We start from the raw sequence: 13079 nt of genomic DNA, 5'->3' as shown, positions 1-13079 counted from the left end.
GTTGGGGGCTCGTTAAACGGAATAAAGGAGTAGTAATGGCTAAAATTCAGTATCCTAAGCCAATAGCCAAAGGTGACAAAATAGCCATTTGTGCTTTTTCCTCTGGTGTTGATGAATCATTTCATAAGCGATTAGATATAGTACTTCAAGGTTTAACAGCGAAAGGGTTTACAATCATTGAAGGGTCATGCTTACGTCAAGAGCATAACCCTGCAAAGCAACGTGCAGAAGAATTAATGCAGTTTTTAACTGATGACTCGATTGCAGCGATTATGCCGCCATGGGGAGGCGATCTCACCATGGCGATTTTATCATTACTTGACTTTAACGCTATTAATAATGCTAAACCTAAATGGTTGGTTGGCTTTTCAGATATCAGCACCTTTGCATGTGCATTAACGACTCGTTGTGGTTGGGCGACTTTACACGCCGCAAACTTAATGCAAATTCATCCAGATGACACCGATCAGCATTTGCAAGATATATTTAATGCAATGGAGCTGGAAGAAAATCAGTGTTTACATCAAGTTGCTTCTCCTTTCTATCAAAAAGAGGCAATTGACTATAAAGCAAATCCAAATGCAAAATTTAATCTAAATGCACCGAGCCAATGGCGCTGTATTAACTATAAGGATAAACGTCAAATTGAAGTTTCTGGACGGCTTATTGGCGGCTGTTTAGACACGTTAGGGTTATTATTACCCTCAAATTACTATGCTTTGCATGAATTTAAAAAGCAGTATGCGCCAGAAGGTTTAGTTTTATATTTAGAGAATGCGGAACTTAGCCCGATGGCATTAGCTAGGTGTTTATTGTCTTTAAAGCTAAATGATGTGTTTACTGATGTTAACGCGGTGATATTTGGTCGCAGCCCTGCAATTAATAACGACTGCTACTTTGATGAATACCAAGCAATAGAGCTTGCATTTAAAGGCAATTTGTTCCCGGTTATCGTTGATGCCGATATTGGCCACGTAGCTCCTAATTTAGCACTAATAAATGGTGCTGTTGCCACAATAACGGCAGATTTGTATGAAGGTGTGGCGAGTAATGTCATGGTGAAAACTGACTTAAAATAAATATCACGCCGGTTTTACCGGCGCGATTGAAAGGCTTGTTACACGACTGTAATTACCGCATCTTTATCTAAACGCGATTTTGGTAATGCAGCGTTATAATCTTGCTCTGGCTCGTGATAACCAATTGCGAGTGCTACTTCACAAACATAGCCGCCTAATTCATCTGCAAATAGCTCACCGAGTAAGTCTTTATCTACGCCTTCCATTGGGGTTGAATCTATACCTAAACGAGCAACAGTATGCATGGTATTACCTAAAGCAATGTAAGTTTGAGCTTTAGTCCAATGTGCGTTAACTCCTTGATCATCAGTATTTAAATAAACGAAAGCGAATGCGCCAAATGCTTGCTCTTTGTTTTCTGCTTTTGTACGACCATTGGCAATATCAGCATCGATTACCTTTTCATAATCAGCACGTTTATAGCTTGGGTTATAAGCAAATAAAATGGTGTGTGATGCTGTTTTTGCATGTACTTGGTTAAACTGAAACTTATTTGCAAAACTATCATGCAAACGTTGCTTAGCTTGATCTGATTCGATGACTACAAACTTCCATGGTTGAGAATTAATAGACGATGGCGATAAGCGTAATGCTTCTAAAATTACAGCTAAGTCTGCTTGGCTAATGTGCTTTGAAGCGTCGTAACGCTTACTTGTGTAACGGCGTTGTAAGTCAGAAATAATAGGGTGTGTCATGATTTGCTCCCGCATGTATAACAATTAGGTGCAGTTTACGCCTTGCATACTTTGCGATAAAGCGCATAATCGAATAAACATTATCAAAAAATTTTAGTTAATATGCTGGTTGAAGATCTCAAATTAATCCTCAAGGTTGCTGAGTTTCGCAGTATTACAACCGCAGCAGCAAAGTTAGACATGCGAGCCGCTACCGCCAGTGCGGCAATTAAACGTGTTGAAGCCGCTCTTGGTGCAGAGTTGTTTGTTCGTACAACTCGTCATTTGCGCTTATCTGCGGCAGGAGAACGTTTTTTACCACAATGTCAGCAAGCTGTGCTCATGCTAGAACAAGCGACACTTGCCTTAAAAGGTGAGCATGATGAAATTGAGGGCGAGCTAAGAGTCGCACTATCGTCAGATTTAGGCCGCAACATTATTATTCCTTGGTTAGATGAGTTACTCGATGAATATCCAAAGTTGAGCATGCGCCCGCATATTAGCGATAGTAATGTCGACTTTTACCGAGACTCCGTTGATTTCGCACTTAGGTATGGCTCGCCATCTGATTCAAACTTATATGGTTTTAAAATTTGTAATGTGCCACGACTGTTATGTGCGACCCCAGAGTACATTGCCGAATATGGCACGCCAACACATCCTGATGAATTAACCCAGCATCAAGGTTTATTTTATCAACTGCAAGATATCATTAATAATGTCTGGGATTTTACCGATGGGACCGAGCGTTTTAAGGTAAAAATGCAAGGCCGCCGAGCATCTAACGATGGTGACTTGGTAAGGCGTTGGTGTGTGGCTGGTAAAGGCCTAGCAGTAAAGTCTTGTATTGATATCAGTGATGATCTATTAAGTGGGCGGGTAGTGCCAGTAATGCAAAATTACCCTCACTTATGTGCAGAGCTTTGGCTAATATGCCCAAGCCGTCAGTCAATAACACCCGCAGTTCGTTTAGTTCGTGATATATGCCGAGAAAAAACCAAGGCGATTCTCAATCAACTGATTGAAAAAGGGATTTTAGATAAGCGGGTACTCGATAACTAATTATTTTAGGTATAGAGTAGCTGAGCTTGTTTATTGTAATTTCTCAATTGCTTGTTTGGCACTTTCACTGTCAGGGTTTAGTTTTAACGCACTTTTGTAACTTGCTAATGCCTTTTGTTTATCACCGGCAGCTAAATATGCTTCACCTAAACTGTCAAACGAATTTGCGGACTCTGGATAAGATTGATTGTTGAGTTCAAACACTGTTATTGCGGCGTCTAGCTCACCCATCTGCATTAATTTATAGCCAAAGTAGTTTAGCGACCTTTCTCTTGGCGTATTATCATCACTCACCATTTGCTGATAGGTTTTCTTTAACCCTGCAATACCTTCATGTTTAAATGCGTTATAAAGTTTACTATCTGCATGCTCTGTCGCTTTTTCGTAGGGTTTGCCATAGTAGATTGCAAGTAAGCCATTAGTCATGGGAGTGAGTGGTGCACCACCGGTGTTATTTAAAATGATAACCAGTAATTTGTCTTCGATTATCCTACTTATAAATGCATTAAAACCATTGATGCCACCGCCATGTTGAATACGTGTTAGGGGTTTTCCGTAGGTGCTTTTATCAAGGTTTGTTACTTCCCAACCAAGCGCATAATTTCTTTGCTCAGAAACTTGATACATCTGCTTCTTATACTCTTTGTTCAATAACTTATCCGTGTAGAGAGCTTGATCCCATTTTAGTAAATCTCGTGCTGTTGAATACATAGACCCAGCAGCATAGGGGATAGACATATCTAAATAATCAGTATTGCTATAGCCTGCTAGGCCGTTGTCGTAACCCGATACGCGAAATTTAATGATTTTATTGTGAGAATCATAGCCTGTATCCTTCATATCGAGTGGATCTAAAATGTTCTTCTGTAATACGTCTTGATATTTTTGACCTGTTACCTTTTCGATTACCGCCCCTAAAATAAAGTAGCCAGAATTGCTATAACGAAATTCAGTGCCGGGCTCGAACACTAGATCATCACTACATAGCAAGCGAATAAATTCATCAACACTGTAGGGGTTTCGGCTGTACTCATCACGAAACGATTTAGCTTGGGTATAATTACCAAGACCAGAGGTATGATTAAGTATTTGGCGAAGAGTAATTTTAGTGGCTATATCATGTCTGTAGTCAGGTAGGTATTTTGCAAGGTGATCATCGAGTTTAAGTTTACCATCTTGTGCCAATTGCAGAATTAACATGGCGGTAAATTGTTTGGTAATTGAACCAACTCTAAATTTACTTTTATCACTATGCTTTATATCCCATTCAAAGTTGGCATAGCCAACGCTTTGTTCAAACAGTACTTTTCCATCTTTTGCGACTAATACATTACCATTAAACTGCTTGTAGTCATGAAAGCCTTGGATAAAATCAGCCATCTCTGCCTGCATGTTTTGGCTGTGTGCAATGCTTGAAGTTGCGAGTAAATAAAAAACTACAAGCAACCTTAATTTCTTACAGAATATGTTCATTACTGTCCTTGTTATTTGTTGGTTACATTAACCTATGTAAAACCTCATTGCGCATGGCTTGATTGATAAGGCTTACCATTCTGGTGTGGTCTAAATTACTGTAATGCACTACAGATACACTCCCATTTTGAAGTGCTTGCCAATATCCAGCGGGGCTTATTGGATCTCCGTTGCTGAGATAGAGTGTTGTTCTAACTGATGGTTGTGTGTCATTGAGCAGGGTGATTAAATCAAGCTGTGACTCATCAATACCACTGCCTTGAATCACATTTTTTGCTGCATTTTTAAAATCATCATCTTTGACAAAGTAGCTTAATGTTGGGTGGTAATTTTTAGCTACGGACATTAATGCGGTGTCAAAATGGACCATTGGTGCAACCATTATCTGTTGCTTTACATTAGGTATTTGCTTTGCAAATTGCATAGCAGCAATACTGCCCATTGAATAACTTAGAATATCAATTTGTTGGTATTGGTTGTTATTTAAATAATGCTGTAATACATCAAGACTGTTTAGACCAAATTTGAATTCATCATACTGATTGCTAGCAGGCATAAGGATGACATCTTTACCAGTAAAATGGCTAAGCCAACGGGCTTGAAAGCTATAAATTAAACTACTCACACCATAACCTGGGAATACTATAATCACTGAATCGTTTATCTGTTTGGTGCCATTTCTAGAGGTCAAAGTTGTTTCAAATCTTTCCATTACTTCTTTGGATTTAAGTTGAAAAGTTATACCAAATTGTTCACCTTGCTTAAAATATTCTATTAAATCATTATAAGAAAATATCCTAATCATTAAACAGTGCTGTGTATTATTGCATGCTTTTTGGGGTATACCTTCGTAAACGGTTCTCAACATTGGATCGTCAGGACCATCGTAAGCTACTTCTTGCGCAGGTTGAGTTAATTGATAAGCAATAAAACTCTGACAACCACTGAGGACTAAAATATAAAAAATGCAGAGGATAAAGCGCATAATTCCCTTTGTTTTTTTGTAGTATTTCCATTTCTCATAATAACTTAGCAATCAAGCAGCAATAATGCAATCGGATAATATATAAACAAGGATTATATGAAGATTGTATTACCACCTAGCGGTAAATCCTCGATTATCTATGTGAACAAAACCACCGTGGTGAGAGGCGGGTTTATAGCGACCGATACCGCCGTTATAGCGGCTCTGTTTTTGAAATTTTTCGAACACTTTATAAAGTACATCAACATCAGCAATCGTTAGTTTTCCATCGCCATTTAAATCGTCCATACGGCCATCGCCATTCTCATCTATATATAAGTCAAAGGCATCACCATATTGGTGTCGGCTGTGTTTGCCATTACCAATAGAGCGGTTGTAGTGGGGGGTTCGATAGCCACTAATAAAGGCAAATTTGCTGACTTTAATCCCTTCATTTTGTACAAACGTGAGTAACTCTTCTAGCATCATCAAGCCGTCGTTATTTATATATAAATATTTTGGAAAGTCACTCACTTGCTTACAAATTACATTTTTAATTTGTACATGAGGAGTAAGCTGGCGTGATAAGTCTTTTTCAAAAATTTCGATAAATCCGTTTGGCGCAGTGTACTGTGGGTAATTTTTATAAGGGGCAGGGTATAGCCCTATTTGGTAATTATTCAATTGTTTATTGTCTGAATTGAAAGGTTTTTTCACAATAATGAGCAAGTGTTTAGTGACTTTACCATTACTCAGTACTAGGTTGTAGAAACCCGCATTGTTGGGCGCATTTATGGCAATGCTGGTTGGTCCTAGTCGTGCTGTTTCAACATCTGAAACAGCAGTAGGAGTAAAATCAGCCGTGTTATCAAGAGTCAGAACTTGGTTTGCATCTAAAATTAAACTATGTAACGTGTCACTTAGCTCAATGGCTAGAGTCCGCTGGGCATTGATAACGAAAAATAGATAAAAAATAACACGGCTTAATTTCATAATTTTCCTAAAATTGAATTATTAGCTAATGGCGTAGTTAACTTTTTTAATAGTTCTGCATCGCGGTTATAAACATCGCTATAAAAATGAAGACCTTCCTGATCGTTCCCTGAGACAGTCCAGTACATTAATAGCACGTCTAATGGTTTAGATAAGCTAACTTTTTTAGTTTCTTTTGCGGCAATAGTGTGATCAATGTCACTGCGAGACCAATTATCTGAGGTTCCTAAGATTTTTTCAGCTAAGGTGAAAGGATCATCTACTCTTACACAACCGTGACTAAATGCACGTTGGTCTTGCTGAAATAGGCTTTTTGCTGGTGTATCGTGCAAATAAATTGAGTATTTATTGGGAAACATAAATTTAATTTGGCCTAGCGAGTTATTCTCTGATGGTTGTTGTACAAACCAGTACGGAAAGTTCTTCCGGCTTGCATTTGCCCAATCAATACTCTCACTATCAACTGGGTTACGGCGGCTATCAACCACAACAAAGTCTTTTTCATTTAGGTAGTTAGGATTTTCTTTCATTTTTTTGATAATGCCACCTGAAATACTGCGTGGAACAGTCCAAGTTGGGTTCATCACGATATAACTCATTTGACCTTTAAAAATAGGCGTTTTTGTGTAATTTCGACCTACTACTACGTTGGTTTGCCATTTAAGCTTGTTATCTTCAAATAAATACAGCTTATAACCAGCTATATTTACGATCAAAAAACGTTCTGTGAGCGTATTATCAACCCAGCGAATGCGTTCTAAATTAACTAAAATATCATTCACATATTCGCTGTAGTCTTTATTGAGAAGTTTTAAAGTTGCACCGCCAATAATACCATCGTCATCAACTTGATGAGCGTATTGAAATTTTTTGACAGCATCAACAAGTTCATCATCATACTCGTGAGCATCAGATAGGTTACCAGTATAATAATTTAAGCGATGTAGTTTTTGTTTTAAGAGCGGCACTGCTGGGTCAGTTTGACCCGGTTTGAGTGCTTTACTTTGCAAGGAAATTGCAGGTAGCTCACCTTTTGCATCAAGCTCTCGGTAAAATACTAGCGCTTTCTTTAACCTTTGATAATGGGGTAATACGGGCTTAAGGTTGTTTAATCCTTTATCAAGACTCTTAGATTTTACATGTTTGAGTAAAGAAGCTGCTGCAGCATCAGGGCTGACATCAAATTGTTCATAGTTCCATGTAGATGCTAGCTGTTTTGGGTTAACTTTACCGCGGATCAAATGTTTCGCATAGGTCATAATTGCGTCAGTCATTAGTACGTCAAACTGTGCCTCGGCTGCATCAGTGCCACGTTTATCGACTTCATCTATAAGTGCCAGTAATGTATCAAAGTGATAATCGTTGGGTGAAAGACCTTCAAGTTCTGACTGTGCGACTAAGTTGAGTACTTGCTTTGCATATTTAATGTCAGCCCAAACTTGCTCAAAGCCATTTGCCTTGTATGTGGCAATGGTCATTTCAGGGGAGTGGATCTGCTGTTCTTCAATGGTGTGTGATTCACCAATGAGAATAGGTTCAAGCTGTTGTTGCAAGTATTGGTTTTCGGCTAATACAGGTGTGCCTAATAAAAAACAACTAACCAAAGCCGTTTGACGAAAAAATTTCATAGCTATGTCCTTATAACGTATTAGGTTTGAGCCAGAGACTCATTTATTAAATGCTAATTTAAGCTTAGCAAAGCAATACAAAATATAGGAACAAATTTACTTATTTTTTAGTAATAGTAATCCGTATTAATATTAAAAACAGAACACTTTACCTAGTGAGTAGATATATTACCAAGCAGTAATTCTTAGTCATTTTGATGAATTAAATCTATCGTTAAAAATTACTTATTTACGACAGCATGAATACCAGAGCAATAGCAATGCAAGAACAACTCAATAACAAAGTTTTTGCCTTGTAATCAACGAGGTTTTATTGTCTCAAAATAGACCTGTTAATTAAGTGAATAGATATAAAAAACGCTTGGCAAACTACTTTGCCAAGCGTTAGGTTGGGATAGTGGAATATTATTAGTTACTACTTGTCTGTAACTCAGATTCAGTTGGTGTTTTTTTACCTTTCAGCTTACTTATTAGGCGTTTAAAGTCCTCAAGTGCAACGTACTGACATGGAATTAATATCAGTGTGATAACGGTCGCAAATAACACACCAAAAGCAAGTGAAACGGCCATTGGAATAACTATTTTAGCCTGTAAGCTTGTTTCCATAATGATTGGTAATACACCAATGAATGTGGTGATTGAGGTTAATAATATAGCTCTAAAACGTCGGCCACCAGCCTGCATCACAGCCTCTTTAATTGCTACACCTTCAGCGCGAGCTTTATTAACAAAGTCGACCATTACTAGCGAGTCATTCACTACAACCCCGGCAACTGCGATGATACCGAATACCGATAGGCTACTCATCGTCATACCTAAGATCATGTGACCGAACATCGCACCAATTACGCCAAATGGAATAACCGACATAATAATGAATGGTTGCGAGTATGAGCGTAGTGGAATAGCAAGTAACGCAAAGATAATCATCATTGATAAAGCAAAATCACGTACTTGCTCTGCGACACTGTCCATTTCTTCTTGAATACGGCCAGCTACATTACTTTCTACACCTGGGTAACTTTTCAATAGGCTAGGTAAGTAGTCGTCACGAATTTCTTTAGCAATGGCAAACGGCTCTGCTTGGTCAGTATTTACCGCAGCCCATACGTTTACGGTACGTTTAGCATTTTCACGGCGAATGCGGTTTACGCCATCAACAATATTAACCTTAGCGACTTCAGCAAGCGGCACCTCTACGCCAGTGGGTGTAATGATACGTGCATCTGTAATGTCACTTACTGCATCACGAGATTCACGAGGGTAGCGGATCATTACTTTAATTTCTTCACCATCACGTAAAATACGTTGTGCTTCAAGGCCGTAGTAACTAAAGCTGACTTGTGATGCCACATCCGATAGCGTTAAGCCTAAGCTGTAAGCAAGCGGTTTAAGTTCAAGTTGTACTTCATCGGTTGCTGATTGTAGTGAGTCATTAACATCACCCACACCTTCCATGCTATTTAATTTCTCTTTTAACTTAGCCGCAACCTCTTTTAGCTTGTTGATATCTTTGCCTTCAAGGCGGAAGCTCACATCGCCGTCATCACGACCTCCGTTCATGATGCTATCTTCAATATTAAGTGTTTTCACCCCCGGTAATGGTGGCATTTGTTCGCGCCACATAGCACTTAATTGGAATGTATCAATAGGGCGTAAATCGGGTTCAACTAAAATTGCCATGATACGAGCACTTGTACGACCGCGTAAACTAACCGATAAGTCGCGGATCATTGCTTGACCATATTGCTCTTCAAGTTGTTTATCGACATCTAAAATCAGCTTTTCAATTGTTTGTGCTGTTTCAAGTGTTGCTTGCTCAGATGATGATAAATTCATTTCAACAGAGATACGAGGGAAATCATGCGGAATTTTAGGGTTCGCAACAAACTTCACTAAACCACCCGTAAACATACCGCCACTGACAATAAGTACACAGATAAAACCAACAATCACGGTGTAGCGATAGTGAATACAGCGACCAATAAATGGAGTGTAGTAATTATCAACAAAGTTTTTCAGGCCTTTATCCATACCTAAGCGTAAGCGGTGTAACGGGTTTTTAGGATTCGCAGGTTTATTTTTCATAGCCGCTAAGTGAGCCGGTAAAATTAGTTTTGACTCAATCAATGAGAAAATTAAGCAAAGGATAATTACACCACCAATGGCTTTAGAAAACGCAGAGCCAGGGCCTGATGCCAATGTTTGCGGTAAGAATGCGGCAATTGTGGTTAACACCCCAAAGGTTGCTGGAATAGCAACGCGTTTTACGCCGCGTACTACGTTATCGGGACTGTGACCGTGTTTTTCAATTTCAGCACTGGCTGACTCACCAACCACGATGGCGTCATCAACCACAATCCCCAGCACCAGTATAAATGCGAATAAAGAAGCTAAGTTAACTGTGATGTCTATAAAGCCCAGAGGCATCATTAAAAATGCACCTAGGAATGACACAGGTAAACCCATCATGACCCAAAATGCTAAGCGCAGTGGCAAGAATAGGGCAAGTACCACCATTACTAAAATACCACCCCACACCATGTTGTCGATCATCATGTTTAGACGACCTTCAAGGTAGTAAGTTAAATCAACAATCGGTGATAGTTTTACACCAGCAGGAAGCTGTGGCGCTTTATCTGCAAGGTATTTTTTTAATACCGCAGCAACTTTAGTGATATCTTGATCTTTTGATGCATTTACTTCAAAAGTCAGTGAATTTTTACCGTTGTACTTAGAGTATTGTAAGCCTTCTTCAAAGCCATCGTTAATTGTTGCTACATCACCTAATAACACCTGTGCGCCATCAGGTAGGTGTAATAAAGGCAGATTTTCGAACTCTTTACCACGATAAGCTTGGTTTTCGACACGCATCGAAATGTAGCCATTTTCAGAGCGAATTTGACCCGCTGACATATTGGCAGAGAAGCTACGCACGGCTGTGGCAATATCACGGAAAGTTAAACCATACTCACGTAGTTTATCTGGGCTGATTTCAATGCCAATTTCGTAGTTTAAACCACTGTAAAAGTTGACCAAGTTTATTTGTGGTAAAGCTTGTAGCTCATCTTTTATGTCGTTACCAAGCTCTTTGAGCTGGTAGTTACTCATATCGCCATACAAAGCGAGTATCATGACTTCTTGCTCAAACTTTTCGCGGCGAACAATAGGGCGTTCCATCTCAGCAGGGAAGGTATTGATTGAATCAACCTGCATCTTGATTTCATCGAGTACTTCTTGCGGGTCGTATTTTTCTTCGATTTCTATCCAAGCTTGTGAAAAGCCACGGTTTGAATAAGTAATTAAACGTTTAATGCCTTCTAGGCCCTCTAAAGACTCTTCGACCTTAATGGTTATACCTTCTTCTACCTCTTGTGGCGCAGCCCCAGGGTAAACAGCTTGAATACTGATCCAGTTACTTTCAAACTGTGGGAACATTTGTTTACGCACCGACATTGCTGTCAATAAGCCGCCCACTAAAATGAAGATCATAAGTAGGTTTGCAGCAACTGGGTTGCGTGCAAACCAGGCAATAAGCCCTTTTTCTCTGTGCGTGGTCATGGCTTATTCCTCTTTTAACGCTAACTGCGTTGTTGGCACACTTAGTTTTGCATTATCTAGCTTGACTGCCATGCCTTCAGTTGGGTATTCAAGAGCAGAGGTAATAAGTTGTTCACCATTAGCAAGGCCATTATCGGCGATTACCATGCCATTTTGTTCGCGCACTATGTTAAGTGTTTTAAAAGTAAGGGTTTCGCCATCTTGTAAAACTGCTACTTTATTATCTTTAACTAAGTGATGCGGAACAACAATTGCGTTGTCTAATGCACGGCCTTCAATGGTGGCATTAATGTACGAGCCAAAACGCAGAGGTTGCTTTTGCTCATAAGGCGTTGCTACTTGTGCTACTAGGTAATTCATACGGCTGCGTTGGTCAACAACCCCTTCGCTACGAACAATAGTCGCTTGCCACGTTGTTTGTTTACCTGCAAATTCAGCGTTAATTGATACGTTAGCACCAATACCTTGGTTATTTAGATATTGCAGATCTTTATCTGCAACAGGTAAGCGAATTTCAGCCAGTGATGTTGAGCTTAGGCTACCAAAGCTATTACCTGGGTTTACTACACTGCCTAAACTAATTAGTCGCTCGTCAATAATCGCATCGTATGGCGCTTTAATGTAAGTGCGCTCAAGGTTGCGTTTGGCGCGTTTAACACTGGCTTGTGCTGCACGGTAGTTTGCAAGTTTTTCCGCAAGTTGAGGTTTACGTAAATAAAGCTCTGAAGGGATAACTTGGTTTGAGTCACCTTTGATGCGGTCCCACTCAGCTTGTGCAACAGAGACTTGTGCGCGTTCAATTTCAAGAGCAGAGCTTGCTTGCGCTAGACCTGCTTCTGCTTCAATGAGTGCAGCTTCGTAATCATTTGGGTCAATACGTGCTAGAATGTCGCCTTGCTTAACAAACCCGCCTTGTACAAACTGTTCAGACAGCGAGACAACCTGGCCACTCACTTGTGCAACTAGGTCTGTGTGATTTTTTGGTTTGACAATGCCGTATGATTTTACATCGAGTGTTACAGCATCAAAACTTAAAGGTTTAATTGATACAAGCGGACGCGTATCTTGTTCTGGTTTTTCTGCTGGCGGCTGCTTCATTGAAGCAAATGCGAATGCCATTCCTAGTCCGCCGACTAATACGGCGATTGGGAGAATGATTTGTTTTTTACTAGCCACGGGATAGTCCCTCACGGTTGACGGTAATTAAAAATAAATTTGATAGGCTAAGCATACGCAATAAAGTGTTTACAAGGCGTTCGAAGATGTAACAAACCATTACACATATTACAAAGGCGCTACAAAGGTTCTATAAGAGGTACTCAATGACAGATAAAATGGCATGTAGATTAGGCTGTGGCGCCTGTTGTATTGCACCCAGTATTAGCTCTGCAATTCCTGGGATGCCCAACGGGAAAGCGGCGGGAGAGCGCTGTATTCAACTTGATGATAATAATCTATGTAAATTATTTGGCGATGAATCAAGACCCAAAGTATGCAGTGATTTTTCTGCCACTATTGATGTGTGTGGCACCACTAACGAACAAGCACTGTATTTAATTACTGAACTTGAGCAAATGACTTAGTTTATAACATAAATACTTTTTAGCTCAATGTTTACACATACTATACTCCTAATATTTTCTTA

The 13079-nt window shown here is 39.6% G+C and carries 10 protein-coding genes; 3 read left to right on the top strand and 7 right to left on the bottom strand.

What is annotated here, in order from left to right; all coding sequences use genetic code 11:
• The first annotated feature begins 35 nt into the window (after positions 1–35).
• Entirely contained in the window at positions 36–1079 is a 1044-nt protein-coding gene (locus tag ACSFVZ_RS03210) for a S66 family peptidase (protein ID WP_435558089.1), read from the top strand.
• A gap of 38 nt (positions 1080–1117) precedes the next feature.
• On the opposite strand, the gene ACSFVZ_RS03205 is transcribed toward ACSFVZ_RS03210, so the two are convergent.
• Positions 1118–1774, bottom strand: coding sequence for a nitroreductase family protein (locus ACSFVZ_RS03205; RefSeq protein WP_435558088.1), 657 nt, complete (start codon positions 1772–1774; stop codon positions 1118–1120).
• Between the two features lie 102 nt (positions 1775–1876).
• Here ACSFVZ_RS03205 and ACSFVZ_RS03200 point away from each other — a divergent pair, with 102 nt between their 5' ends.
• Positions 1877–2815, top strand: a complete 939-nt coding sequence (locus ACSFVZ_RS03200; protein WP_435558087.1) for a LysR family transcriptional regulator — start codon at positions 1877–1879, stop codon at positions 2813–2815.
• 30 nt (positions 2816–2845) lie between these two features.
• Here ACSFVZ_RS03200 and ACSFVZ_RS03195 read toward each other — a convergent pair whose 3' ends face one another.
• The 6 genes from ACSFVZ_RS03195 to ACSFVZ_RS03170 all read right to left on the bottom strand — a co-directional run bounded on the left by ACSFVZ_RS03195 (position 2846) and on the right by ACSFVZ_RS03170 (position 12610).
• Positions 2846–4195, bottom strand: coding sequence for a serine hydrolase (locus ACSFVZ_RS03195; protein ID WP_435558086.1), 1350 nt, complete (start codon positions 4193–4195; stop codon positions 2846–2848).
• 115 nt (positions 4196–4310) lie between these two features.
• Positions 4311–5273, bottom strand: coding sequence for an alpha/beta hydrolase (locus ACSFVZ_RS03190; protein ID WP_435558085.1), 963 nt, complete (start codon positions 5271–5273; stop codon positions 4311–4313).
• 108 nt (positions 5274–5381) lie between these two features.
• Positions 5382–6245, bottom strand: a complete 864-nt coding sequence (locus ACSFVZ_RS03185) for a D-Ala-D-Ala carboxypeptidase family metallohydrolase (protein WP_135924262.1) — start codon at positions 6243–6245, stop codon at positions 5382–5384.
• Complete coding sequence (locus ACSFVZ_RS03180; RefSeq protein WP_435558084.1) at positions 6242–7873, bottom strand: L,D-transpeptidase family protein; 1632 nt, start codon at positions 7871–7873, stop codon at positions 6242–6244. Before ACSFVZ_RS03180 ends, ACSFVZ_RS03185 begins: the two co-directional genes overlap by 4 nt.
• A 408-nt stretch (positions 7874–8281) precedes the next feature.
• Positions 8282–11434 (bottom strand): efflux RND transporter permease subunit, encoded by a 3153-nt coding sequence (locus tag ACSFVZ_RS03175; RefSeq protein WP_435558083.1) that lies wholly within the window; start codon positions 11432–11434, stop codon positions 8282–8284.
• Between the two features lie 3 nt (positions 11435–11437).
• Complete coding sequence (locus ACSFVZ_RS03170; protein ID WP_135924265.1) at positions 11438–12610, bottom strand: efflux RND transporter periplasmic adaptor subunit; 1173 nt, start codon at positions 12608–12610, stop codon at positions 11438–11440.
• A gap of 158 nt (positions 12611–12768) precedes the next feature.
• On the opposite strand from ACSFVZ_RS03170, the gene ACSFVZ_RS03165 reads away from it, so the two are divergent.
• Positions 12769–13017, top strand: a complete 249-nt coding sequence (locus tag ACSFVZ_RS03165) for a YkgJ family cysteine cluster protein (RefSeq protein ID WP_135926270.1) — start codon at positions 12769–12771, stop codon at positions 13015–13017.
• Positions 13018–13079 lie beyond the last annotated feature (62 nt).

It is taken from the genome of Pseudoalteromonas nanhaiensis (assembly GCF_051235485.1).
In the GTDB taxonomy this organism is placed as follows: Bacteria; Pseudomonadota; Gammaproteobacteria; order Enterobacterales; family Alteromonadaceae; genus Pseudoalteromonas; species Pseudoalteromonas lipolytica_C.
The sequence above is the reverse complement of the archived record's forward strand: the minus strand, read 5'-3'. Positions and strand labels throughout refer to the sequence as shown.

What these genes read in the sequence shown, in the direction of transcription:
- ACSFVZ_RS03210 (WP_435558089.1), top strand. Translation starts at nt 36, where the DNA reads ATGGCTAAAATTCAGTATCCTAAGCCAATAGCCAAAGGTGACAAAATA.
- ACSFVZ_RS03205 (WP_435558088.1), bottom strand. Translation starts at nt 1,774, where the DNA reads ATGACACACCCTATTATTTCTGACTTACAACGCCGTTACACAAGTAAG.
- ACSFVZ_RS03200 (WP_435558087.1), top strand. Translation starts at nt 1,877, where the DNA reads ATGCTGGTTGAAGATCTCAAATTAATCCTCAAGGTTGCTGAGTTTCGC.
- ACSFVZ_RS03195 (WP_435558086.1), bottom strand. Translation starts at nt 4,195, where the DNA reads ATGGCTGATTTTATCCAAGGCTTTCATGACTACAAGCAGTTTAATGGT.
- ACSFVZ_RS03190 (WP_435558085.1), bottom strand. Translation starts at nt 5,273, where the DNA reads ATGCGCTTTATCCTCTGCATTTTTTATATTTTAGTCCTCAGTGGTTGT.
- ACSFVZ_RS03185 (WP_135924262.1), bottom strand. Translation starts at nt 6,245, where the DNA reads ATGAAATTAAGCCGTGTTATTTTTTATCTATTTTTCGTTATCAATGCC.
- ACSFVZ_RS03180 (WP_435558084.1), bottom strand. Translation starts at nt 7,873, where the DNA reads ATGAAATTTTTTCGTCAAACGGCTTTGGTTAGTTGTTTTTTATTAGGC.
- ACSFVZ_RS03175 (WP_435558083.1), bottom strand. Translation starts at nt 11,434, where the DNA reads ATGACCACGCACAGAGAAAAAGGGCTTATTGCCTGGTTTGCACGCAAC.
- ACSFVZ_RS03165 (WP_135926270.1), top strand. Translation starts at nt 12,769, where the DNA reads ATGGCATGTAGATTAGGCTGTGGCGCCTGTTGTATTGCACCCAGTATT.